Source organism: Microbulbifer agarilyticus (assembly GCF_019800665.1).
Lineage (GTDB): Bacteria > Pseudomonadota > Gammaproteobacteria > Pseudomonadales > Cellvibrionaceae > Microbulbifer > Microbulbifer agarilyticus_C.
On the sequence record NZ_JAHVKO010000010.1, the window covers coordinates 11,599 to 36,524 of the forward strand.

Below are 24,926 nucleotides of genomic sequence, written 5' to 3' on the forward strand. Positions count from 1 at the left end.
GGATCAAACCCGGCGCCAGTTCAAGGTTTCGCCAGCGGCCAACGGGATCAGTGCGTCGTCAGCCATCTGCAAGCCAGAGGGCAGGGTCCATGGCTCGCGTACCAGGGTAATGGTATCGGAGTTGCGCGGCAGGCCGTAGAAGTCTGGGCCGAACTCGCTGGCAAAGCCTTCCAGTTTGTCCAGCTTGCCGGCGCGTTCGAAGGCCTCGGCATACAGCTCGATGGCGCTGAACGCGGTGTAGCAACCGGCGCAGCCGCAGGAGCTCTCCTTTTTACCCTGGATATGTGGGGCGGAATCTGTGCCCAGGAAAAACTTGGGGCTGCCACTGGTGGCCGCCTCAATCAGCGCCATCTGGTGGGCGTTGCGCTTGAGAATGGGCAGGCAGTAATAATGTGGGCGGATACCGCCTACCAGCATGTGATTGCGATTGTACAGCAAGTGATGGGCGGTAATGGTCGCGGCAATGCCCTCGCGGGCCTGGCTGACAAACTCGACGGCGTGCGACGTGGTGATGTGCTCGAGCACGATCTTCAGGGTGGGGAAGTCGTCAACAACCGGGCCCAGAATATTTTCGATGAACACGCGCTCGCGGTCGAAGATATCGATATCCGCAGTGGTGACCTCTCCGTGCAGCAGCAGCTTCATGCCGCACTCCTGCATGGCTTCCAGCGCCGGATAGATGTTGGCGATATCAGTAACGCCGGAGTCGGAGTTGGTGGTGGCGCCGGCCGGGTAGAGCTTGGCGGCAACCACACCTGCGGCGTGGGCCTGCTTGACCACTTCCGCAGTCGTATTGTCGGTCAGGTAGATCACCATCAGCGGCGTGAACGGGTTGCCGGCGGGGACCGCCGCTTCAATGCGTGCCTTATACGCCAGCGCGTCATCCGCATTCACCACCGGGGGCACCAGGTTCGGCATGATGATCGCACGGCGGAACTGGTCTGCGGCGTCACCAACAGTGCGGGTCAGGGCATCGCCATCGCGCAAATGAATGTGCCAGTCGTCAGGTGCTCGCAGGGTAATATGCTGTTTGGAATCCACCGAATATCTCCTCCCGGATTGAACGCGGCGCCGATGCTACCCGAAGCGCCAAAAAATTGCGAAAACTGTGGTAAATGCCTCTTAGGTGCACAGTTTGGGTGTAAAGTGATCAGCGTATTCCGCCTGCCAATAATCACTATTTGCGGACGCCCCGTATGGTGCTGGCCGTAGGGCCTTCTAGGCGCTACAATCCCGCCCCGAAAAAACGCGGCCTCTCCGCGACGACTGGGCACACTTCCAAAAATAATCCCTCCCAGAACGAGATTTCCCCGCAGGTGATCGCATTCTCCTGGGGTGCTTCACGTTTGTGGTTAGCAGTTGTGTCCGGATCATCGCCCGGGACTGAGGGCTTACTGTACAGAGGATAGTAATGAGCAAGATCGACAAGGTGGTATTGGCGTATTCCGGTGGTCTCGACACTTCGGTGATCGTGCGCTGGCTGCAAGATACCTATGGATGTGAGGTCGTCACCTTTACCGCCGACATCGGTCAGGGTGAGGAAGTAGAGCCCGCGCGCGCCAAAGCGGAAGCCCTGGGCGTCAAAGAGATCTACATCGATGATCTGCGCGAAGAGTTTGTGCGCGATTTTGTATTCCCGATGTTCCGCGCCAACACCATTTATGAAGGTGAGTACCTGCTGGGTACCTCCATTGCGCGCCCGCTAATTGCCAAACGCCTGATCGAGATCGCCAATGAAACTGGCGCAGATGCCATTTCCCACGGTGCGACCGGTAAGGGTAATGACCAGGTGCGCTTCGAGCTGGGCGCATACGCGCTGAAGCCTGGCATCCAGGTGATCGCGCCGTGGCGCGAGTGGGACCTGAACTCCCGCGAAAAGCTCATGGAATACTGCGCGCAGCACAAGATCCCGGTGGATTTTTCCGGCAAGAAGAAAAAGTCCCCGTACTCCATGGACGCCAATCTGCTGCACATCTCTTACGAGGGCGGCGTGCTGGAAGAGCCGTGGGCCGAAGCCGAAGAAGATATGTGGCGCTGGAGTGTCAGCCCGGAAGCGGCCCCGGACAAGGCTACCTATATTACCCTGCAGTTCGAGAACGGCGACCCGGTTGCCATCGATGGCGAGCGCATGAGCCCGGCGACCCTGCTGGAAACCCTGAACAAGCTGGGTGGCGCCAACGGTATTGGCCGATTGGATATCGTGGAAAACCGCTACGTGGGTATGAAGTCCCGCGGCTGTTACGAAACCCCTGGCGGTACCATCTTGCTGAAAGCGCACCGCGCCATCGAGTCCATCACCCTGGACCGTGAAGTGGCGCACCTGAAAGATGAGCTGATGCCGCGTTACGCGAAGCTGATCTACAACGGTTACTGGTGGTCCCCGGAGCGCCGCATGCTGCAGGCGGCAATCGATGAGTCCCAGTCTGTGGTTAACGGCGAGGTGCGCCTGAAACTGTATAAAGGCAGCGTGACTGCGGTTGGTCGTCGCTCGGCAGACAGCCTGTTCGACGAGCGTATCGCAACCTTTGAAGATGATGCCGGCGCCTACGATCAGAAAGATGCCGAAGGCTTCATCAAATTGAACGCCCTGCGCCTGCGAATTGCTGCAGGTAAAGGTCGTGACTTGATCTAAATCAGTTGGGAAGGGCGATTACAGCGTATAAATCGTCTTCCCTGTGCCTACTCGGTCTAACGTGAAGGGAATAGCCACTACTTTAATTGGCGAATCCTGCACGTTTGACGGAAGCGAATTTCAAAAAGCAACGGAAGTTACACAATGACGACAACGGTGGCAGAGGCCGGCAAGTTGCCGGACTATGACTACAACATTGTGCGCCAGTTCACCATTATGTCGGTGGTCTGGGGCATTGTTGGAATGGGTGTCGGCGTATTGATCGCCGCTCAGCTGGCGTGGCCTGCGCTGAATGACCTTTGGCAACCATTCACGAACTTTGGCCGACTGCGCCCGCTGCATACCAACGCGGTTATCTTCGCGTTCGGTGGTAGCGTGTTGTTCGCCACTTCCTACTATGTAGTGCAGCGTACCTGTCAAACCCGTCTATGGGGTGGCTGGCTGATCCCGTTTACCTTCTGGGGATGGCAGATCGTCATTATCGCTGCCGCGATTACCCTGCCACTGGGCTACACCTCCGCGAAAGAATACGCCGAGCTGGAATGGCCGATTGATATCCTGATTGCGCTGATCTGGGTTGCCTACGGTCTGGTCTTCTTCGGCACCATCGTGAAGCGCAACACTTCCCACATTTATGTGGCGAACTGGTTCTTCGGCGCCTTCATTATTACCGTTGCCGTTCTGCATATCGTTAATAGCATCGCCATCCCGGTAAGCACCTGGAAATCCTACTCCGCATACGCGGGTACTACCGATGCCATGATCCAGTGGTGGTACGGACACAATGCGGTGGGCTTCTTCCTGACCGCAGCGTTCCTGGGCATCATGTATTACTTCGTGCCCAAGCAGGCTGGCCGCCCGGTATATTCCTACCAGCTGTCCATCGTGCACTTTTGGGCGCTGATCTCTATCTACGTGTGGGCCGGTGGTCACCACCTGCATTACTCCGCACTGCCTGACTGGACCCAGAGCCTGGCGATGATCATGTCCATCATCCTGCTGGCGCCGTCCTGGGGTGGCATGATCAACGGCATCATGACCCTGTCTGGCGCATGGCATAAGCTGCGTACCGATCCGACCCTGCGCTTCCTGGTTGTCTCTCTGTCCTTCTACGGTATGTCCACCTTCGAAGGCCCGATGATGTCCATCAAGACCGTTAACGCACTGTCCCATAACACCGACTGGACCGTTGGCCACGTGCACTCCGGCGCCCTGGGTTGGGTAGCGATGATTTCGATCGGTGCCATTTACCATCTGGTCCCGATTCTGTGGAACCGCAAGGAAATGTTCAGCGTGAAGCTGGTTAATGCGCACTTCTGGCTCGCTACCATCGGCACCGTACTGTACATCGCCGCCATGTGGGTGAACGGTATTACCCAGGGCCTGATGTGGCGCGCATTTAACGCCGACGGCACCCTGACCTACAGCTTCGTGGAAAGTGTGGTCGCCAGTAAGCCGGGCTACATCGTTCGCTGGCTGGGTGGTGCGATCTTTACCTCTGGCATGTTGCTGATGGCGTACAACGTTTTCCGTACCGTTACCGATGAGCCGAAAGAAGGCGAGGTTGGTCGCGATGAAAGTCTGCCTGTGGCAAAGAGTGTTTAAGGGGGATTGAATCGTGAAGAATCATGACTTAGTAGAAAAAAACATCGGTTGGATGATTTTGTTTACCGTCATCGCGATTAGCTTTGGCGCGCTGGTGGAAATCGTTCCTCAGTTCTTTATCAAAGAAAACAACGAGCCGATCGCGGGCCTGAAACCTCTGGGTCCGATCGAGCTGGAAGGTCGCGATATCTACATTCGCGAGGGTTGCCACGTTTGTCACACGCAGATGATTCGTCCTCTGCGTGCGGAAGTGGAGCGCTATGGTCATTACTCCATGGCGCAAGAGTCCGTATACGAGCACCCATTCCTGTGGGGCTCCAAGCGTACCGGCCCGGACCTGGCGCGCGTTGGTGGCCGCTACTCCGATGAGTGGCACCGTGCCCACATGTACGACCCGCGCAACGTGGTACCGGAATCCATCATGCCGGCTTACCCGTGGCTGTTCGACAATATCGTGACCGGTGAACACACTGCGGCGAAAATGCGCGCGATGCGCACCGTCGGTGTTCCTTACACCGATGAAGATATTGCCAATGCCAGCAAGCCTTTTGTAGGTGGCCGCGTAACCGAAATCGACGCGCTGGTAGCCTACCTGCAGCAGCTGGGTACTCTTGTACAGCAAAAGCGTTAAGCGAGGTGCTCGGTGGATATCGATATTCTGCGGCAAATTGGTGTGGTTCTCGGTTCGCTGGCATTCCTCGGGGTTTGCTGGTGGGCTTTTTCGCCAAAGCGTAAAAAGCGCTTTGAGGAAGATGCCAAGCTGCCGTTTGCCGACGAGCAGGAAACTCTAGATAAGTCCGCTCGCGAGAGCGATAGCACGGCCGAAAAGAAGGCCGGTGAGAAACAGGAACAGGGGCAGGACAAATGAGTACATTTTGGAGTGTTTGGGTAATTGTGCTCACCCTCGCCAATCTTGCATTGGTAACTTGGGTTCTTTTTGCAAACCGCAAAGTGGCGGTGAGCGACCAGGACGACCCGGAAAACAAAACCACAGGCCACGTTTACGACGGTATCGAAGAGTATGACAACCCGCTGCCCAAGTGGTGGTTCTTGCTGTTTGTCGCCACTCTGGTGTTTTCCGTTGCGTACCTGGTGATTTATCCGGGTATGGGTAACTTCAAGGGTATCGGCGGCTGGACATCGGTTGGCGCGCTGAAAGCCGATCAGGCCAAGGCCCAGGCGGAGTTCAAGGAATCCTATGGTATGTACGCGGAAATGCCGATCGAGCAGATTGCGGAAAGCCGCGATGCGCTGAAAATGGGCGCGCGTATTTTTGCCAACAACTGTGCCGTGTGTCATGGCGCTGATGGTGGTGGTAACTACGGCTTCCCAGACCTGACCGACAACGACTGGCTGTACGGTGGTTCTCCGGAAAAAATTCTCGAGACCCTGCACAATGGCCGCCAGGGCATGATGCCGCCACAGGAGCCGATTATCGGCGTCAATGGTGTGAAGCAAGTGGCTGAATATGTTCTGTCCCTGAGCGGTCAGGAGCACGATGCGGCGCTGGCGGAGCAGGGCGCACAGGTATTTGGCACGGTATGTATGGCGTGTCACGGTGCAGACGGCAAAGGCAACCAGGCTCTGGGTGCGCCGAACCTGACCGACGACATCTGGCTGTACGGCGGTACTCGCGAAGAGATTCAGCACTCTGTCCGCGGTGGCCGTAGCAACAACATGCCGTCTCAGAAAGACAAGCTGCGTGAAGACAAGATCCGTCTGGTTGCAGCTTACGTTTACAGCCTGTCACGTCAGGAAGACGTACAGCAGTAAGCTTGTTTGCTAGAGCTTATTGAATGGGCGGGCGGCGAGTGATCGCCGCCTTCGCCTGAGGGAAGGGCACCGCAGGGAAGAAGAACAAGCCTCATTGCATCCACTGCAGGAATGCCCGAATGACACAGTTTCGGGGGAGCGAGGTATTGTGAGCGATAGAATTCCGACCCGTGAAGAGCAAGATGGTGATGGCGAAGTCCGCTACCGGATGCTCTACGAATCCGACGATAAAATCTATATTCGTCATATCCGGGGTGTTTTCACCCGTATCCGTAAATACACCGGCCTACCACTACTTCTCGCTTTTTTCTTTATCCCCTGGCTGAACATTGATGGTCAGCAGGCGGTACTGTTTGATCTGCCCGCGCGACAGTTTCATATCTTCTGGGCCACCTTCGGTCCACAAGATGGCATTCTGCTGGCGGGGCTGCTGATCATTTCCGCGTTCGCGCTATTTGCGATAACCACCTGGCTCGGTCGTGTGTGGTGTGGCTTTACCTGTCCGCAGACGGTGTGGACCCTGATGTTCATCTGGGCGGAAAGGGTTTGCGAAGGCGATCGCGCCAAGCGCATGAAACTGGATGCCGCACCCTGGGGCGCGGAAAAAGTGTTGCGTAAAGGTGGCACGCACGCGATCTGGTTGTTTATTTCCCTCGCGACTGCGTTGGCATTTGTCGGCTATTTTTACGGCATTCGCGACCTGGTGGTGGACCTGGCGACCTTCCAGGCCCATCCCCAGGGGGTATTCTGGGTAGCCTTCTTTACCTTTGCTACCTACATGAATGCTGGCTTTATGCGCGAGCAGGTGTGCAAATACATGTGCCCATATGCGCGTTTTCAGTCGGTCATGTACGACCAGGACACCCTGGCGGTTTACTACGATGCCCGTCGTGGTGAGGCGCGTGGTCCGCGCAAGAAAAATGTGGATTACAAGTCTCAGGGTATGGGCGACTGCATCGACTGTTACTGGTGTGTGCAGGTGTGCCCGGTAGACATCGATATTCGCGACGGCATGCAGTACGAGTGCATTAACTGTGGCCTGTGCGTGGATGCCTGTAACAGCGTGATGGACAAGATGGAGTACCCGCGCGGGCTTATCCGTTTCACCTCAGAAGACGAGCTGCAGACGGGCAAGACCCAGTATATGCGCCCGCGTCTGCTCGGATATGCGTTGGTGTTGCTGGTACTTGTTGGCGCCTTCACTTACCAGGTGGTGACGCGTTCCCCGGTGCAGGCCGAAGTACAGCGTGACCGCGGTGCCCGTATGTATCGGGTGTCACAGGGCATGGTGCAGAATGTCTACACGGTCAAAATCAATAATATGGATCAGCGCCCGCACGAGTTCACCGTGCGCATAGACGGCAAAGAGGGGTACGATTATTCCTTGCGTATGCAGGGGAATCCCTATGTTGTCCCCGGCGAGATATACTCTGTGCCGATTCGGGTTAGTGTGCCCAAGGATCAGCTGAAGGATACCAAGCACGACATCTATATTGAGATTCAGGCCAAAGATGCGCCCGAGCTCAAGGATCGTCACAAGACCGTATTTATCGGTCCCAAGTAGCCAGCGGGGGCGGTTGCCCCTGCGCAGGCATTTGTTCCAAGTAATTCGTAGATTTAGAGTTCGGGTTTAATAAGTTCGTGCCTCAGAAAAAAAATTCCCAAGCACCAGGTGTCTGGTACCGTGAGCCCTGGTTCTGGGTGGTCATGGCACCGCTGGTCGTGGTGGTGATCGTGTCCTTTACCATGCTGTCCATCGCTGTGCGGCACGGCGATGATGTGGTGAGCGATACCTATTACAAAGACAGCCGTCTGTATCACTACCGTGCGGAACAGGACCAGCAGGCGAAGGCTTTAGGCCTGGCGGGCATGCTGCTGTTTTCTCCGGAGGAAAAGTCCGTGTCTCTCGATTTGCGTGGGAGCCTCGAGTACCCGGAAAAACTGTTACTGATCCTGAGCCACCCGGTGGAAGCGGACATGGATGAGCATGTGGTGCTCGAACAGGTTTCCATCGGCCGCTACCGCGGAGAAGTCGCCGCACCCATGCGCCACCGCTGGTATTTGCAGCTGATGCCGGAACTGAACCCGGAAAACTTCGAACAGGCGGAGTGGCGGCTGAAAGGGGAAATTAATTTCAATATTGGCAATGGAGTGCCCCTGAAGCCTGCGGAGCAATGAATCCATGGGTGATTCGATGAGCGATTCTTTCGCGCCGGATTCTTCTGCTGTTGATCCATCCCGTGTCGCTGCCGAGCGCAGCGATTGCTTCCACTGTGGTTTGCCCGTGGCTGAGGGCAGCCAATATTCCGTCACCATTGAAGGGGTTGCCCGCCCCATGTGCTGCCCAGGCTGCGAAGCCGTTGCTGGGGCGATCGTCGCCGGTGGCCTGGATAACTTCTACCGGTTCCGTGAAAACAGCAGCGAACGCCCCGAAACATCGTCGCAGGACCAGCGCTGGCAAGCATATGATCTGCCGCAAGTGCAGGCAGAGTTCGTGCGCGATTTCTCGGGCTCTCTCCACGGAGTCGATACTGCTGAACCCCTCAAGGTTGCCAGCCTGCTGGTGGGAGGGATTACCTGTGCCGCCTGTGTGTGGTTAATCGAAAAGCAGCTGATGGCGATACCTGGTGTGCATCGTGTATCGGTCAATGCCAGTACCCATCGTGCGCAAATCGTACTTGACTTGGCACAGATCAAATTGAGCGAGCTTTTTGCTGCACTCGCCCGTATTGGTTACCGTCCTTCCCCCGCAACCGCGGCCAACAACGAGCAGTTGATTCAGCAGGAGCGCCGCTCCGCTATGCGTCGTCTGGGGGTGGCCGGCCTGGGCACCATGCAGGTCATGATGTTTGCGATTGCCCTCTACTTTGGTGGCAACAAAGGCATTGATGTTCAGTTCGAGCAATTCTTCCGTTGGGTATCGCTCGTCGTCGCAACGCCGGTGGTGTGCTATGCGGCGCAGCCGTTTTTTGCCGCGGCCTGGCGCGCCTTGCGCAGCGGGCACCTGATCATGGATGTGCCGGTCTCACTGGCGATCGGACTGGCCTATGGTGCCAGTGTTTACGCCACGGTTTTTGAAACCGGTGAGGTGTATTTCGAATCCGTCTCCATGTTCACCTTTTTCCTGTTGCTGGGCCGTTTTGTCGAGATGCGCGCGCGTCATCGCGCAGGACTCGCCAGCGGTGGGCTTGCGCAGTTGCTGCCGCTGGCCGCGTTGCGCCGCGGAGAGCGTGGTGAACTTGAATCAGTGCCGGTGGCGGCGCTCGTGGTGGGTGAGCACATCCTGCTGCGCCCGGGGGATACCGTGCCGGTGGATGGTGTGGTTACCGAGGGCGCAAGTGGCGTTGATGAATCCATTCTTACCGGCGAATCCGAGTTGCAGCAGAAAGTCTGCGGCAGCCGGGTGTTCGCCGGCAGTGTAAACGGTGATTCATCGCTCACCGTGCGGATTTCTGCCGCCGGCAGTGGCACACGCCTATCCGCCATCGAAAAGCTGGTGGAGCAGGCGCAGTTGGACAAGCCTGAGCAGGCGGCGCTCGCCGATCGGATTGCCGGGCGGTTTATTGCCGCAGTGTTGTGCATTGCCGTGGCCGCTTTTGTATTCTGGTGGCAGCAGGATCCGGGGCGCGCCTTCTGGGTCGCCCTGTCGGTACTTGTGGTTACCTGCCCCTGTGCGCTGTCATTGGCGACGCCCGCGGCGCTGGCGGCGGCAACGCTGCGCCTGCAGCAGCTGGGGCTTCTGGTTGCCAAAGGGCATGTGTTGGAAACCTTGCCCACGGTCGATCGTGTGATCTTTGACAAAACCGGCACGCTTACCGAAGGGACGCCGCAATTGCGTGCGGTGATGCCGCTCAGGGAAGGTGTCTCCAAGGAAGCTGCACGAGATATCGCCGCTGCACTGGAGGTGGAAAACAATCACCCACTGGCGCGCGCGTTTCGCCCCTGGTTTGGTAACCGCTCCGCCAGCAACCTGCGTTCGGTGACCGGGCAGGGCGTGGCCGGCGAGTGCGATGGCGTCGAATATCGTCTCGGCGCGCCAGGTTTTGTCGGGGAAATCAGTGCTTCCGGGATCGATATGTCTACTCCCGCAGAACCCGGGCAATGGTTGTTGCTGGGCGATGCTTCGGGGCCGGTGGCATGGCTTGGGCTGGGCGATGATATGCGCCCCAGTGCAACGGGTGCGGTGCGCATGCTGGCTAGGCAGGGTGTCGCGGTTGAGCTACTGAGTGGTGATCAGTCCGCGGAAGTGCCGCGCCTGGCAGAGCTCGCGGGCATCCGCGACTATCAGGCGGGTGCGTCTCCCGAGCAGAAACTGCAGCAGCTGCGACGATTGCAGGGAGAAGGTGAGCGCGTATTGATGATTGGTGACGGTATTAATGATGTGCCGGTGCTCTCCGGTGCCGACGTGTCCGTGGCAATGATGTCCGCGGCAGACCTCGCACAATCCAGAGCGGACGCCATTCTGTTAAAGGGTGACCTGTGTGCCTTGCCGCGCGCGTTTACGCTGGCGGCGAGTTGCCGCAAGATCATCCGGCAGAACCTGGGCTGGGCCATTTTATACAATCTACTGGCGCTGCCCCTGGCCTTCCTTGGGCTGGTGCCGCCCTGGGCCGCAGCCATCGGTATGTCGCTGAGCTCTTTGCTGGTGGTGGTTAACGCTTTGCGTTTGTCGCGCTGGCAGCCCGCGGCATAAGGCGATGATGCCGAAATCCTATTTCGAGGTTTAAGTGGACAGTATTTTTCTTCTCGTGCCCATCGTGATCGTCTTTATCGCCTGTGCGGTGAAGTTTTTCTTCTGGGCGGTGAACAATGGTCAGTACGATGATCTGGAAACGGAAAGTCGCCGAATCTTGTTTGAAGACGATCGCAAGCCGCTTAAGCAAGCCGATACGGAGCAGACTGCTGCAGAGCGCGCTGAGGTGTCAGTGGATGGGCACGCACGTAAAGCGTTGAATGCCGGCGACGAGCGGAAGTCGGACTGATGGCGGACTGGAGTTTTTTCGCCGCTGCGCTGGCGATCGGTTTTTTGGGCAGTAGCCACTGTATTGGTATGTGCGGCGGAATTTCCGGGGCGCTTGGACTGGCGGTACCGGGGGAGAAGCCCCAGTGGCCCAAATTACTCGGATACTCGGCCGGACGCATCGCCAGTTACGCGTTGATGGGTTTGCTTGTGGGCTCTCTCGGTGCCTTCCTGGCTGCAGACCTTGCCGCTGGTTTGGCACCCCTGCGTATTGTTGCCGGTGTGATGCTGATCGCCATGGCACTGTACCTGGCGGATTGGTGGCGCGGGCTGGTATGGCTGGAGCGTGGTGGAGCGGTATTGTGGCGCGCGGTGCAGCCCTTGTCGCGACGCCTGCTGCCGGTAAAGTCGACGCCGCAGGCGGTAGCGCTTGGTGCGGTCTGGGGCTGGCTACCTTGTGGGCTGGTATATAGCGCGCTGACCTTCGCGCTTGCCCAGGGGAGTGGTCAACAGGCGGCGCTCGCCATGTTCGCCTTCGGCTTGGGCACCGCGCCCGCGGTGCTGGCGACCGGAGTGGCGGCCACCCGTTTGCGCAAGATCGTACAGAAGCCCGGTGTTCGCTTGTCCATGGCATCCCTGGTGCTGGTGTTCGGGGTGTGGACACTTTGGGGAACCCTGGGACATGGCGCTCACGGCGCTCACACTGGCCACGATGCTCACAGTACTCACAGTACTCACAGTACTCACAGTACTCAGAATACGCACGGTACCCACAGCGAGCAGGGTGCCACTGAGGTCCACGGCGAGCACTCGATGCATGCCAACCACAAGGGCCACGGTACTGAAGACATCGACACGGTGCCGCAAACTGAGCCGGCCGAGCAGGAAGAAGCTCCGGCGGAGCATGAGCACCATCATCACCCTCACTGAGGGCTATCAGGTGACCTGCCGGGTGACTAGTTGGGCGACATAACTGACTATTCGTTCTCCCCGCATCCAGTGATGCCGGGGCGATTCTGGCGGTGCTCCGGGGATGGCGGTAAACTGGTGCAAATATGACCTGTGGTCTGGCCGCCCCATCTGGTATTTCCTGTGATGCCAAAACTTGGTTCGGCTGTACAAGTTGGACCGAGCATGAAGAAAATAAAAAGTAAAAAAACGGCCTCCAAGAAGCCCTCTGCAGAGCGCGCTTCGCAACCTCGCAAGAATGGGGTTGAAGTTGTCCCGTCCTGTCCGGACGCCCCCACCAATATGTGGATCAACCTGTTTGCCCTGGGTGTGTCGCTTGCCGCGGTCTTCTGGTTGCGGGAATACGGCCAGGATCTGCATGTCAAAACCCAGTCACTGGTGGTGGTTGCCGTCGCCTTGGCACTGCCGATCATTCTGCTGGAATGGGTCTTCATCAAACCCTGGCGCAATCCGTCCGCCGGTCTCGACTTCCGCCGGGTGAATTTCAATTGGGGACGCACCGCCCTGAAGCTTGTGGGCTTCTATCTCACAATTGGCTCGGTGGCTTTTGTGTACTGGCTGTTCCCCGAGTATCACGGTTCCTTTTACGATAACTATTACGCAGTAGTGAAAGCAGTACTGCCCTGGTGGATGGCGCTGGCGGTGCCGTATTTTTACCTGGTAGACGGGGCCATGCAGTCTCCCAAGGACGGTTACTGGCAGCTCGGAAGCTGGGTGATGGGGAATACCAAAGAGGTATCTGGCAAAGCCGTTGGCCAGTTGTATCTGGGCTGGCTGGTGAAGCTGTTCTTCCTGCCGCTGATGTTTGTTTACCTCGGCAACAACCTGACCAACCTGCTGAATTTTGATTTCTCCAGTCTGCTGGTGAACTTCAAATCGGTTTTTGATTTCACCTTTAATTTCCTGTTCTACATCGATCTGCTGTTTGTCACCGTGGGCTATGTGTGCACCCTGCGCCTGTTCGATTCGCACATCCGCACCGTGGAGCCCAGTTTCCTTGGTTGGGGGGTGGCGCTGATCGGGTACCAGCCATTTTGGAGCCTGTTTTCCGGTACCTACCTCAAATATGACGATGCGCCGGCGTGGGGTTACTGGTTCTGGGATACCCCCTGGGCCTACAGCCTCTGGGGTTCCATCATTTTGCTGCTCATTGCCGTTTACGTATGGGCCAGCATTCCGTTCGGAATCCGTTTTTCCAACTTGACCCATCGCGGCATTCTCACCAACGGCCCTTATAGGTTTACCAAGCACCCGGCATACATCAGCAAAAATATTTCCTGGTGGATGATCTCCATGCCGTTCATGGTCAGCGCGAGTGGCCCTGACGCCCTGCGTCAGTCCCTGCTGTTACTGATGGTGAACTTTATTTACTTCATGCGCGCGCGTACCGAAGAGCGACACCTGTCCTGGGATCCGACTTACGTGGCTTACGCACACTATATTGCCGAGCGTGGGACCTTTGCATTCCTCGGGCGCTGGTTCCCCGTACTGCGCTTCGGGCATGGCCGTCTCTTTTTCCGTGGCGAAGATGCCCCAGCGGTGGAGCCACTGGTATCTGGCGCCTCAACATCGGCCAAACCCGCCGCTAAACCCGCGTAGTCCCGGAGCCTGCCGCAACGATGAAATTCGATTTTTTCAAGCGTGACCAGGGCGCGCTCCTGAACAGGGGGGCGGACTTGGCCCTGATCGTCCTGCCTCAGGGAACTCTGCACATTGATCGCCGCTGGTTGCTGTATGCGGGGCTGTATCTGTTGATCGCACTGGGTATCTGGCTGCGTATCGACCATATCCTTACGTACAATCCGATCAACTTCATCTGGAGTGACCCGCAGCGGCACTGGGAGCAGGGCACGGAAACCCTGCGTACCGACCCCATGACGCTCACCGATCCGGTAATGTACCAGCTGTATATCGGACTTCTTGCCAAGCTGACGCTGGGCGAGCCGCTGTTAATTGCGTTTTATACCGTGCTGCTCGCGTGTATTACCCCGTGGATCTGGTATCGCTTTGCGCGTGAATTGCTGCCGTCGCGCCTGCTGGCAACGGCAGTGTGGGCAGGAATATCGCTGCTGCCTTCGTGGATCGCAATATACGGCTACTTTATGCAGGAGACCCTGCTATTGCCGTTATTGGGGGCTGCGCTCTACGCCAGTTGGCGCTGCCGACGTAAGCAAACACTCGCAAGCTTTCTGTTGATGGTTGGGCTCTGGGCTGCTGCCGGATTGACGCGTGGTATCGCGATTCCGTTTGCCGCCGTGGTTACCACCTGGTTGTGGCTGGTTCAGCCGCAAAAGATTGCCAAGGCGGGCTATAGCCTGTTGGTACTCGGCCTGATTATGGGGCCACTGGTGTACCGCAGCTATTCCGCCATGCACCTGATCGCGCCCCACGGCATCGGTAAATTGAATGAGCTGTATGCCCGCTCTGGCAAGCGCGATATTCACATCAGTTACGATCGCAATGGCGCACGCTGGGTGTACTGGTTTGCCTCGCCGGCGATGGACGCAAAACCCCTGGCCCCGCTGAGCGACTGGAGTGCAAGCCGGGAAGGTGTGGTGAAGGCTGAGATCGATATCACCAACGGCTCCGAAGACTGGGATGCGGTGATGGCCAAATACCCGCTAACGGCCGAGCGTTACCTGCAACTGACCGGCGAAAATCTGGTGAACTTATTTTTTGGCTCTTCCTGGCCGGATAATAATCAGGCCCGCTGGCTGGAGGCCGTCAATCATCATACGCGCTGGGTATGGGCGCCCACTACTCTTCTGCTAATGCTGGCTGCGCTGCTGTACTGGCGCCGACTCGGCGGTACACGGCTGTTGAGTGTGCTGGTGTTTACCTGGGTGCTGGTGCAGGGATTGCTGCCGATTTCCGTGAACGAAGGGCGCTATCGCAAGCCTGTAGAAGGGTTGTTGTTGGTACAGGCGATGGTACTTGTGGGCGCAATGCGGCGGCGTCGTGCCGATGATACTGTAGTCGCAGATGCCGACAGCTACGCCGCGTCGCCGGAGGCTATGGAACAGGAAGGAACCGTTGTGGTCCAACCGGTACTGACTCCCGAGCCGCACGGGCCAATTGAATCCAAACCGCAGCATCATGCCCCAGTCTGATTCCACGTCCTCCCATTACTCCTCGTCTGAGCAGCCACGTGTGCCGTGGCTGTGGCGGCCACTGTATGGCCTCGCGCGCAGGCTGGGGAGTTTTATTCTGGTTGGTGGGATAGCAACGGCGGTCCAGTACCTTTTATTGGTTGCGCTGGTGGAATTGTTTGGCGTGTTTGCGGTGACCGCATCGGCGGTGGCCTACGGCGGTGCCGCGGTGGTCAGCTACCTGCTGAATTTTCAAGTGACATTTCATGGCCGCGCCGGGCACCGGCAGGCGCTGCCAAGGTTTATTGTCGTGGTGGCCATCGGCCTGGGGGTGAATACGCTGAGCTTCGCTCTGCTACTGCTGTTTTTGCCTTACGTGTTTGCGCAGGTAGGCGCAACGCTGGTGACGCTGGTTAGTAACTACTTGCTGCACCAGCACTGGATATACCGGCCCTCTGCGTAACCTCCGAGCGCCGGCTATGTTGGGGGTTGCTTACTCCGAGTACAGGCGCAGAGACAGGTCGATGGCACGCAGGTGCTTGGTCAGGCTGCCTGAGGAAATGTAATCGACTTCCAGGTTGGCCAGTTGTTGCAGGCGAGCTTCGTTTACACTGCCGGAAATTTCAATCTTGGCGCGGCCCTTGGCCAGTTTCAGTGCCTGCGCAGTCATCTCGTCGGTAAACTCATCCAGCATAATCACGTCGGCACCGGCGTCGAGCGCCTGCTGAAGCTCTTCCAGGCTTTCTACTTCCACTTCCACCAGTGCGCCGGGCTTGATCTGATGCGCTTGCTGAACCGCATTGTGGATACCGCCCGCTGCGGCGATATGGTTTTCCTTGATCAAAAATGCATCGTAGAGGCCGATTCGATGATTCTCACAGCCCCCGCACAGAACCGCATACTTCTGCGCTGTGCGCAGGCCCGGGATGGTTTTGCGGGTATCCAGGATTTTTATCTGAGTGCCAGAAGTCAGAGCTGCATAAGTTGCCGCGGTGGTGGCGGTGCCGGAAAGCGTTTGGACGAAATTCAGGGCACAGCGTTCGCCGGTAAGAATGGTACGGGCATTGCCCTCCAGCTCAAATAATTTGCTGTTCGCGGCGACGCGCTGACCGTCCTCCACATGCCAAATGACGTTAAGTGTTGGGTCGAGTTGCCGAAATACTTCGTTTACCCAGGCAGCTCCGCAAAATACACATTCCTCACGGGTGATTACTCGGGCGCGGGCCTGGCGGTCCGCAGGGATCAGCTGTGCTGTGATGTCGCCATCGCCCACATCCTCCGCCAGCGCATCTCTCACCGAACGCTGTATATCCAGGACAAGGTTGGGGATGTTGGCATTGGCGGGCGTCATACGTGAACCTCAATAGTGCTCGCCTAAATAAAGACGAAAACCGAAAGCTGGGGGCATTGTGGGGCGCCAATACTAGCAAATCTGCTCGCAAGAAGAACGCGTATAAGGTGTCGTTGGGAACCTTGGCGGGCTTGTCCGGTGGGGCTCCTGTGAATAAAGTCGCAAAAACGGTCTGACGACCCTGTCTGTGGTTGTTTGTTGACACATGCTGTCTTTAGAATCAACGGTCGACAAAAATAGGTTACCTCGCTCTCTGCCGCCTTAGCTTAAAAGGGCGGTGCTTTAGGTCGTTAAAGAGGGAGCGCAAGAAATCCAATAATAAGCGCAGTGGCTTCCCAGAGCGGCTGTGATGCATCACCCGGAATCTTCCTTAGGGAAGACCGGACGAGGCTAGATGACATGAAAGACAGCGAAGGTCCATCTTCGAATGTGGTATCCCTGCAGCGAGGCTCGCGTGACAAGCGCGAATCCCAGCTGGGGGGCGGCCTGCCTGCCGCAGTAGAAGTGGTGCGCGACAAGGCGCAGCAACAATTGGTGGAGCTTGTGAAGCAAGTTTTCGCCAAGGTTGATGATTCGCTGTTTGCTATGGGCGAGAAGGCGCACGGGCAAGACGAGCAGGACGGCCTGTTTCAGGCATTGCGTTTGCTGCGGGTTGAGCGCCGCCGAGTTGTCGAACAGTTTGCCGACAAGTGCGCGCAAGCATTCTATGTGCAGGAAGCTGCCGACGACGAAGATCCTTACGAGGCAGACAATCTTTCCCTGGTGCATAACGACGATTTGGAACAGTTGGTGGCCGTCGATACGATGGTCGCGAATGCCAAGCGTGACTTTGCCGAATCCCTGTCTGCGATTTCCCTGCGTTTCGACACCCTGCTTTCCGCCAAGATTTACGACAAGAACAACCCTCTGGGACCCGATGCGATTTGCGATGCGTTTGTTGAAGCTTCGCGCTCATTGGATCTGCATATTCGCGCCCGCCTGACTCTGCTGAAAAAGTTTGAGCAGGTGGTAATGGCGAACCTTGGCACGCTTTACGATACGTGTAACAGCCTGTTTGTTGAGCAGGGAGTATTGCCAACCCTGAAGCATCAGCGCAGTGCACGGCCGCAGCGTCAAGCGGCCCGTCCGCAAAGACCGCAAGGTGCGGGGGAAGGGCAAGCTGCGCCGGAGCAGGGCGGGGTTTATGCCGGCTCTCCTGGTAATGCTGCCTCTGTTAGTGGTGCGTCGGGCCACGGCCTGATCCCGCTGGGAAGCGGTGTTGCGCCGATGGCCCCGCAAGATCTGCTTTCTCATCTTGGCGCGCTACAGTCTCACTTGCCCCAGAGCTACGGTGATGGCCAGGTAGAGTTGCTGAACGTCAACAGCCTTCTGCAGAATCGTTTAGTTGAGGCTCGTGAATCTGCCTCACTGGCAAAGATGGATAGCGATATCATCAAGCTGGTGGAAATGCTGTTCTCCTTCATCCTTGAAGACCGGAATTTGGCAGAACCGATCAAGTCGCAACTGGGGCGCCTGCAATTGCCGCTGCTGAAGGTTGCGATCGGAGATAAGTCGTTCTTCAGTAAGGGCGGCCACCCGGCCCGTAAGCTCCTGAATGAGCTGGCCGATGCGTGTACCGGTTGGCAGGCAAAAGACAACTACGAAAAAGATCCGCTGTACAAAAAGATCAGCGAAGTGGTCGCTCGCGTACTCGCAGAGTTCGACCAGGATATTAATATTTTCTCCACCCTGCTGGAGTCCTTCCGCGAGTTTATCCTGCGTGAGCGCAAGCGCGCCGAGCGCCTGGAACGGCGGATTGTGGATGAGGCCGACGGTAAGGCCAAAACCCAGGCCGCACGTGCCCGGGTTGCTGCGGTGATGGATGCGCTGATGGCCGAGCGCGATGTGCCGCCGGTGGTTGCCGATTGGCTGCAGAAGGTCTGGAGCAATATGCTGTTCCTGACCTGTATCAAAGAGGGTACCGACAGCGAAACCTGGAGCCGGGATGTGCGTACCGCCCGCGATCTGGTGTGGAGTGTGCATGCCCCTATGCCGGAAAGTCGCAAGCAATTGCTCGGTTTGTTACCCGCATTGCAGGATCGTCTCAAGGCCGGCGTGGAAGCGGTATCGCTGAATACCTTTGAGGCGCGCCGCCTGTTCGCCGGACTCAAGGAAATTTACCGTGAACGCTTCGCCTTGGCGCAGCGCTTGATGCAAGAGCGCAGCCGGCAGGTTGAGCAGGAAGCGCGCGCGATGGCAGAGGCGGCCAGTCAGACTGAAACGACAGCGCCAGAACCTGCCGCGGCTGCGGAAGTGTCTGCTCCGCTGGCTGAGGATATGACAGCGACTGAGGCTGCGCAGGAAGCCGTGGCGGAGCTTCCAGAAATGGAGGCGCTGGAGCAGGCGGTTGCCGAGGTCGAGCTGCAGCCAGATTCTCTTGAGGGTGAAGACATTCCCGAAACCGATACTCACTGGCAGCAGACGTTCCGCCTGGCGCAGGGGAGCTGGTTCGAGCTCAAGCGCGGTGAGGAAGAGCAATTCCGCTGCCGCCTGGCTGCGGTTATTAAAGACATCGACCAGTTTATCTTTGTGAATCGCAATGGTGCCAAGGTGGCAGAATTCACCCGTGCGGAGCTGGCGGTTGCGCTGCGCAAGGGCGAGTTGATGTCGATGGATGATGGCATGCTATTTGAGCGCGCGCTGCAATCGGTCATTGGTACCGTACGCAAGTCCCGGGGCGAGATGCACTGATCAACTCCTTTCGGGGGCCGCGCTCCGGGGAGCGCTGATGGTTGCGAGGGCATCCCGGGGTTGCTATCCGATTCGCAACATGTAACGATTTGTCACCAAGCATATTTGGCATCCAAATCTACAATTTGGCTGCCATCCCTCCTGAATATCCTGCCATTCCGGCACGACCGTACAATTTTCAAAGAGATTCACGCAGATTGGTCCTTTTTGGCACTTGCGTGTCGCTGTGCTTTGCAGGATATTGAACGCTGTTTTGAGACATCGGTCGCCTTTTGGGCCTTGATGTCACAGCTTCTATAAAGAAGAGTCATAGAATTTTAGCGGTTTTGGCGCGCAAATCACTTTGAGTCCGCCGAAAATTCGCGCTGATGACCAGGTGCATTCTGTTCGGATCGTTGGTTTTTGAGAGAGGTACCCGAGCAGGTGCGCGTCAAGCCGATGCCAGGAGGGCATACTGGGGTGAGCATGGATGATATGGAAAGAAGTAATAACGAGCTTTTTGTAATCAGTGGTGGCGCGAAGACGGGGCGAGGTGGTGCCTCTGGCGGTAGGTCCGCCACCCGGCAACTAAGTAAAACCGTGAGCCTAGTCAATCAAAAAGCCATTCAGTGGATCCAGTCCCGGGCGGAAGAAGTCTTTGCCCAGGTCGACGATTCCCTGTTTACGATGGCGGAAAAAGCGCATCAGCAGGATGAGCAAGACCAGCTGTTCCAGGCCATCCGTGCAATTCGGGTAGAGCACAGCAACCTGGTTGATAGCTTCTGTGACGGCGTCGAAGAACGCTTTCACCACCCCCGCAACGACTCTCCCGGCGAGGATGCCGAGCTCGATTTGCGCGCGGCCGCCAAGGGCCTGTCGCTTGTCAACAACGACGACCTCGAGCAGCAGGTCGCGATCCGCTCCATGGTTGCCAATGTCCGTCGTGATCACGCCGAGCCCATCGCGGCCCTTTCTCTGCGCCTCGATACCTTACTGCCGGAAAAAATCTACGACGAAAACCTGCCGTTAGGCCCCGCGGCAATCTGTGCGGCCTTTGCCGACGCGTTGGATGACGTGGAAATTTCCCTGCGCGCGCGGATGACGGTACTGAAAAAGTTTGAATTGCAACTCGCCAATCGACTGGGTGAACTGTACGAAGACTGTAACAGCCTGCTGATCGAGCAGGGGGTTTTGCCACATATTCAAGATCCGCTGCGTCAGCGGAGTCGTCAGCCAGGCGGCCGAGCGCCAATGCCCGGTGCGCCGGCTGCCCCAGTTGTGCCGCCAGTGGCGGGTGAACAGGGTGTTCCGGGTCCAGGTGCTGCAGATATGCCCGCCGCAGGATTTGCTGGCGGTATACCCGCAGGTTTTGCCGGCCAGCCCGGGGCGGCTGGCTATCCGGCCGCAGGTTCCGTTGCAAGTTACTCTGGGGGGCCAGGTCTGGCGCCGGCGGGCGCAGGTGTTCCTGCCATGGCAACACCGGCACTGCTGCAGCAGCTCGGTCAATTCCAGATGTCGATACCCGCGCACACCGGTGCTACCGGTCAGCTGGTAAATGTCACCGAGTTATTGCAGCAAAGCCTGATTCAATCCAAACAAAGCGCATCGCTGCACGAGCTGGATAGCGAAGTCATCCGCCTGGTGGACATGTTGTTCTCGTTTATGCTCGAGGACCGCAACCTGGCAGAGCCGATTAAAGTGCAATTGATCCGCATGCAGCTGCCCATGTTGAAGCTAGCTGTCGCGGATAAGGCGTTTTTCAGCAAGGGTGGGCATCCCGCACGCCGCCTGTTGAATGAACTTGCCGATGCCGCCATTGGCTGGCAGCCGGGCGAAAATTACCTGAACGATCCCCTGTATCGGGAAGTCTGCACCATCGTCGAGGAGGTACTGGCGAAGTACGACCAAGACGAACAGATCTTTGTGCGCTTGCTCGAATCTTTCCGTCAGTTCTCTGCGCGCGAACGCAAGCGCGCGGAAGTGATGGAGCGTCGCACCGTCGACGAAGCCCAGGGTACCGCGCGGGTCGAAGCCTCCAAGGCGCGGGTTGCGGCAGTATTTGACGCACTTACCGCCGAGCGCAAACTGCCAAAGATTGTGCACGAGTGGCTGAACCGGGTTTGGAGCAGTGTACTGTTCCGCGCATGCCTGAAGGATGGCACTGACAGTAGTGCCTGGCGCCAGCATGTTCTGACCGCGCGCGACCTGATCTGGAGTGTGGTTGCACCCATGCCGGAAAGCAGCGTGAAAATGCGTCGCCTGTTGCCGGTGCTGAAGAAGCGCCTTGAGGCCGGTGCGCAATCACTTTCGTTGAGCCCGAGTGACCGCCAGCGCCTGATGGGCGGTTTGGATATGCTCTATCGTGAGCGCCAGAAATTGGGCGAGCGCGTTGAGTCAGAGCGCGAGCGGCGTACCCGCGAGCGCCTGGTGCAAGAGCTGCGCCGTGAGGCCGACAGCATAGTGTCTATTCCGGTAGAGGAGACGACCACCGCTGCGGTGATCGAGGAGCAGGTGCCGGAAACTCAGGTGCTGGATGAATCCCGTGAGCTGCCGGCAGAGCAGAAGGCGCTGCCGGAAGTGGAAGAGATCCAGCAAGTGGTCACTGAAGCGGCATCGGCGAAATCCGAAGACCTCAAGCCGCTGCCCAACGACGACAATCACTGGCAGCAGACTTACCACCTGAAAGACAGCTGGTTCTTGCTGCGCCGGGCGGAAAAGCTTCCGGTGCGTTGCCGTTTGGCCGCAATTATCAGCGATCTGGACCAGTTTATGTTTGTAAACCGCCAGGGCGCCAAAGTAGGGGTGTACTCGCGTCTGGAGCTGGCTCACGCATTGCGCAATGAGGAGCTGCTGCCGCTAGAGCAGGGGCCCCTGTTTGAGCGGGCGCTTGAGTATGTGGTCGGCAACTGTGGCGAAAGTAAAATCGCGATCAGCGTTTGACCTATTTTCCTGATCCCGTAGGGCGCGCAAGGCCCATCTGACCTGTGGGTCTCTGCGCGCTTCTACATCCTCAAGGGTGTTTTTTGTTCAGAAAATGCCCGATTTCCATAAAAAAACTGCATTAGTCCCATAACTCGTATCGGCGGCTATTGGCAGACTCTTCTTCGCTTCCATAGAATAACTTGGTGCCCAGTTTCAGCGGAGTCGTGTTTTGAAATATCAGATCCAGTCAGGATGGCTTTCCGGCGTGCGCCGGGTCGCGAGTCCGCACTGTAATGCGCGTCCTGACAATACGGATGTGGATCTGTTGGTCATTCACAGTATCAGCCTTCCGCCCGGTCAGTACGGCGGCGCCTTTATCGACGAATTTTTCCTCGGCCATCTGGATATCGATGCCCACCCGTACTTCGCGGAGATTGCCACCTTGCGAGTGTCTGCGCATTTGTTGATCGACCGCAATGGGCGGGTAACCCAGTATGTGCCTTTCACTGCGCGCGCCTGGCATGCGGGGCAGTCCACCTTTTGCGGGCGGGACAACTGTAACGACTTTTCCATTGGCATTGAGCTCGAGGGGCTCGATACCGATACCTTTACGGCCGAGCAATACACCGCGCTGGCGGAGGTGACCGCGGCGATCGTGGAGGAATACCCGGGTATCGATCGCTCGAGGATTACCGGGCACTCGGACATAGCGCCCGGCAGGAAACTGGACCCGGGACCAGGGTTTCATTGGAGTCAATATTTTCACGAGCTGGATGCGTTGGCCGGGAATAACAAAGGCGACCTGCCCGAAGCCTAGCGCGGGATAGGTCAGCCACAGATGACAACGGGGGAGTTATGGCACTTTTGATTGTGCTGCTGGCATTGGCGCTGGTACAGATATGGGGCTCTGGCGGCCCGCTGCACCGGGACGCCTGGTTTGGCCACTGGAAAGATTTTGTGTTGAACCGGCCGGCGCTCAAGCAGCGTTACAGCCTCGGGTTCGGCATTCTGGTGTTGGCGCCGGTGATGGCGGTGGCACTGTTGTTGGCATTTGCCGAGTCCATGCTGGGTTGGCTCGGCGTGTTGCTGGTCAGCGTGCCTGCACTGCTGTACTGCTTTGGACGGGGCAACTTTAACGATGCCCTCGCAAGTTACCTGCGTGCCTGGTACCAGGGCGACCTGGATGCGGCCAAGGTTGCGGCGGGGCCTCTCCTGGGCCCGGATGCTGAGCGGGAAGTGGCGCAAGTCTCCGATGCCCAGTCCTTGCATCGCCTGGTGTTCCACGCTGCCGTTTACCGCGCGTTCGAGCGGCTGTTCGCGGTGCTTTTCTGGTTTTTGTTGCTGGGTGTGCCCGGTGCATTGTTGTATCGCATGAGCCAGCTGGCCATGTCCGCATTTGCCCGCCAAGATGCAGAAACCGATGCTGTGTCGGACGATGATGCTGAGACCGAGGACGGTGCAGAAAATTCACAGGCGGAAGAGGGAGCGCTGGCGGCGCGCTGGTTGTGGCTTATTGAATGGCTGCCGGTTCGCGCTCTGGGCTTCTCGTTGGCAATTGTGGGTAATTTTGCCGGCTGCTACCGGGCGTGGCGTGAACGCCTGACCTGCAAGGAAACCACGACTGCCGACGTACTCGAGCGCTATATGGAGGGTGCCCTTGGCGGTATCGATAGCAGCGAGTGCAGTGCCGGTGTTGCGGTGAATGAAGGGCAGCGGCTGTGCGGCGCCGAAGTTGAGGCAATGCAGAGTTTGTTATCCCGTGCGCTGCTGATGTGGATAACGCTGATGGCGTTGTATGTGCTTTGGGGGTGACACGCGCGTTTGCTCCCTAGAGCCGGGTCTTACCACTACTTTCTTTCCGTGCCGCCCTCAATAGGGCGGCTTTTTGATGGGTAATTTTGTGTCTGATTCTCCTGCCGAATCCATCGATTTGCCGGTGGCTGCGGATATCTTTACCGCTGCCGAGCGGCTCTGCGGTCTCGTGCACCGAACACCACTGATCACATCCTCTGCGCTGAACGAAATACTGGGCGCTGAGGTGTACTTCAAGTGTGAACACTTGCAAAAGGTCGGTGCGTTTAAAGCCCGCGGTGCGGCGAATGCCCTGTTCCAGTTGCCCGCGGGTACCTCCATGGTGGCGACACACTCCTCCGGCAATCACGGTGCGGCGCTGGCCTGGGCGGCATCGCAGCGCGGGATTCAATGTACCGTGGTGATGCCGGAAAATGCACCTGCGGCCAAAAGAACCGCGGTTGCCGCCTACGGGGCAAACATTGTGCAGTGCACGCCAACCCTTGCCGCGCGGGAATCCACTCTGGCGCAGGTGGTCTCAGAGACTGGGGCGCATGTGGTGCCGCCGTTCGATGATGCGCGGATTATTGCCGGCCAGGGCACCGTCGCACAGGAAGTAATAGGGCAGTGCCGTGAACAGGGCTTTGAGCCCGATCTGCTGGTGGCCCCGGTGGGCGGCGGTGGCCTGTTGGCCGGCGTCGGCTTGGCGGTATCGGCGTTGGCACCACAAATAAAAGTACTGGGCGCAGAGCCGCAGGGTGCGGATGATGCCCAGCGCTCTCTGCGTGGTGGTGTGCGCATCACCGAGCTAACCGCCGATACGATTGCCGACGGGCTGCGCACAACCCTCGGGGTGCGCAATTTTGCGGTGATTCGGGAAACCGTTAGCGACGTCGTCACCGTTTCCGAAGCGGGTATTCGGCAGGCGCTTGAATTATTGTGGAGTCGTACCAAACAGCTGGTGGAACCATCCGCAGCAACAGGAATGGCGGCGCTGCTGGAGCACCGCGCGCGTTTCCGTGGCAAAAAGGTCGCGGTGGTGCTCACCGGGGGTAATATGGATTTGGCCACCATCCCGACCTTGCTGGCGGAAGCGTCGTGAATTCTGCGGACAGGTAAGAGCTG

General features: G+C 57.9%; 20 protein-coding genes. 18 read left to right on the forward strand and 2 right to left on the reverse strand.

The features are described 5' to 3' along the window. Positions 1–3: 3 nt before the first annotated feature. Positions 4–1,041: a dihydroorotase gene (gene pyrC / locus KUV22_RS16915; protein WP_222232959.1), complete on the reverse strand. Its 1,038-nt coding sequence runs from the start codon at positions 1,039–1,041 to the stop codon at positions 4–6. Positions 1,042–1,411: 370 nt separating this feature from the next. Here pyrC and KUV22_RS16920 point away from each other — a divergent pair, with 370 nt between their 5' ends. The 13 genes from KUV22_RS16920 (at position 1,412) to KUV22_RS16980 (ending at position 15,491) form a co-directional block, all read left to right on the forward strand. After that, entirely contained in the window at positions 1,412–2,632 is a 1,221-nt protein-coding gene (locus KUV22_RS16920; protein WP_222232960.1) for an argininosuccinate synthase, read from the forward strand. Positions 2,633–2,776: 144 nt separating this feature from the next. Beyond that, positions 2,777–4,237, forward strand: coding sequence for a cytochrome-c oxidase, cbb3-type subunit I (gene ccoN / locus KUV22_RS16925; protein ID WP_222232961.1), 1,461 nt, complete (start codon positions 2,777–2,779; stop codon positions 4,235–4,237). A gap of 13 nt (positions 4,238–4,250) precedes the next feature. Then, positions 4,251–4,868, forward strand: a complete 618-nt coding sequence (ccoO, locus tag KUV22_RS16930; protein ID WP_222232962.1) for a cytochrome-c oxidase, cbb3-type subunit II — start codon at positions 4,251–4,253, stop codon at positions 4,866–4,868. A gap of 12 nt (positions 4,869–4,880) precedes the next feature. Further along, a complete protein-coding gene (locus tag KUV22_RS16935; protein WP_222232963.1) occupies positions 4,881–5,105 on the forward strand; it encodes a cbb3-type cytochrome oxidase subunit 3 in 225 nt (74 codons plus the stop codon). Next, positions 5,102–6,010 (forward strand): cytochrome-c oxidase, cbb3-type subunit III, encoded by a 909-nt coding sequence (ccoP, locus tag KUV22_RS16940; RefSeq protein WP_222232964.1) that lies wholly within the window; start codon positions 5,102–5,104, stop codon positions 6,008–6,010. Before KUV22_RS16935 ends, ccoP begins: the two co-directional genes overlap by 4 nt. A gap of 148 nt (positions 6,011–6,158) precedes the next feature. After that, complete coding sequence (gene ccoG, locus KUV22_RS16945; RefSeq protein WP_222232965.1) at positions 6,159–7,574, forward strand: cytochrome c oxidase accessory protein CcoG; 1,416 nt, start codon at positions 6,159–6,161, stop codon at positions 7,572–7,574. 77 nt (positions 7,575–7,651) lie between these two features. Beyond that, positions 7,652–8,188 (forward strand): FixH family protein, encoded by a 537-nt coding sequence (locus tag KUV22_RS16950; RefSeq protein WP_315857570.1) that lies wholly within the window; start codon positions 7,652–7,654, stop codon positions 8,186–8,188. Between the two features lie 16 nt (positions 8,189–8,204). After that, positions 8,205–10,703 (forward strand): heavy metal translocating P-type ATPase, encoded by a 2,499-nt coding sequence (locus KUV22_RS16955; RefSeq protein WP_261319675.1) that lies wholly within the window; start codon positions 8,205–8,207, stop codon positions 10,701–10,703. A 34-nt stretch (positions 10,704–10,737) separates the two neighbouring features. Then, positions 10,738–10,992, forward strand: coding sequence for a cbb3-type cytochrome oxidase assembly protein CcoS (ccoS, locus tag KUV22_RS16960; protein ID WP_222232967.1), 255 nt, complete (start codon positions 10,738–10,740; stop codon positions 10,990–10,992). Next, entirely contained in the window at positions 10,992–11,900 is a 909-nt protein-coding gene (locus KUV22_RS16965) for a sulfite exporter TauE/SafE family protein (protein WP_261319676.1), read from the forward strand. The genes ccoS and KUV22_RS16965 overlap by 1 nt, the downstream gene beginning before the upstream one ends. 204 nt (positions 11,901–12,104) lie before the next feature. Then, positions 12,105–13,538, forward strand: a complete 1,434-nt coding sequence (locus KUV22_RS16970) for an isoprenylcysteine carboxylmethyltransferase family protein (protein ID WP_261319677.1) — start codon at positions 12,105–12,107, stop codon at positions 13,536–13,538. 20 nt (positions 13,539–13,558) lie between these two features. Beyond that, a complete protein-coding gene (locus KUV22_RS16975) occupies positions 13,559–15,049 on the forward strand; it encodes a hypothetical protein (RefSeq protein ID WP_222232968.1) in 1,491 nt (496 codons plus the stop codon). Continuing rightward, the gene (locus KUV22_RS16980; RefSeq protein ID WP_222232969.1) at positions 15,036–15,491 is read left to right on the forward strand and encodes a GtrA family protein; all 456 of its coding nucleotides are present in this window, start codon (positions 15,036–15,038) and stop codon (positions 15,489–15,491) included. The genes KUV22_RS16975 and KUV22_RS16980 overlap by 14 nt, the downstream gene beginning before the upstream one ends. A 30-nt stretch (positions 15,492–15,521) precedes the next feature. On the opposite strand, the gene nadC is transcribed toward KUV22_RS16980, so the two are convergent. Beyond that, positions 15,522–16,379 (reverse strand): carboxylating nicotinate-nucleotide diphosphorylase, encoded by an 858-nt coding sequence (gene nadC / locus KUV22_RS16985; protein WP_222232970.1) that lies wholly within the window; start codon positions 16,377–16,379, stop codon positions 15,522–15,524. 399 nt (positions 16,380–16,778) lie between these two features. Between nadC and KUV22_RS16990 the strand changes: the two genes are divergently transcribed. From KUV22_RS16990 to KUV22_RS17010, 5 genes are all read left to right on the forward strand, one after another. Beyond that, the gene (locus KUV22_RS16990; protein ID WP_222232971.1) at positions 16,779–19,109 is read left to right on the forward strand and encodes a DUF1631 domain-containing protein; all 2,331 of its coding nucleotides are present in this window, start codon (positions 16,779–16,781) and stop codon (positions 19,107–19,109) included. Positions 19,110–19,688: 579 nt separating this feature from the next. Continuing rightward, entirely contained in the window at positions 19,689–22,028 is a 2,340-nt protein-coding gene (locus KUV22_RS16995; protein WP_315857571.1) for a DUF1631 domain-containing protein, read from the forward strand. 211 nt (positions 22,029–22,239) lie between these two features. Continuing rightward, on the forward strand, positions 22,240–22,827 hold the full coding sequence (gene ampD / locus KUV22_RS17000; RefSeq protein WP_222232973.1) for a 1,6-anhydro-N-acetylmuramyl-L-alanine amidase AmpD: 588 nt from the start codon (positions 22,240–22,242) through the stop codon (positions 22,825–22,827). A 38-nt stretch (positions 22,828–22,865) separates the two neighbouring features. Further along, positions 22,866–23,822 carry a regulatory signaling modulator protein AmpE gene (ampE, locus tag KUV22_RS17005; RefSeq protein WP_222232974.1) on the forward strand — a complete coding sequence of 319 codons (957 nt, stop codon included), beginning with the start codon at positions 22,866–22,868 and terminating at the stop codon, positions 23,820–23,822. An 88-nt stretch (positions 23,823–23,910) separates the two neighbouring features. Next, positions 23,911–24,903 carry a threonine ammonia-lyase gene (locus KUV22_RS17010; RefSeq protein WP_315857572.1) on the forward strand — a complete coding sequence of 331 codons (993 nt, stop codon included), beginning with the start codon at positions 23,911–23,913 and terminating at the stop codon, positions 24,901–24,903. The last annotated feature ends 23 nt before the right edge of the window (positions 24,904–24,926 follow it).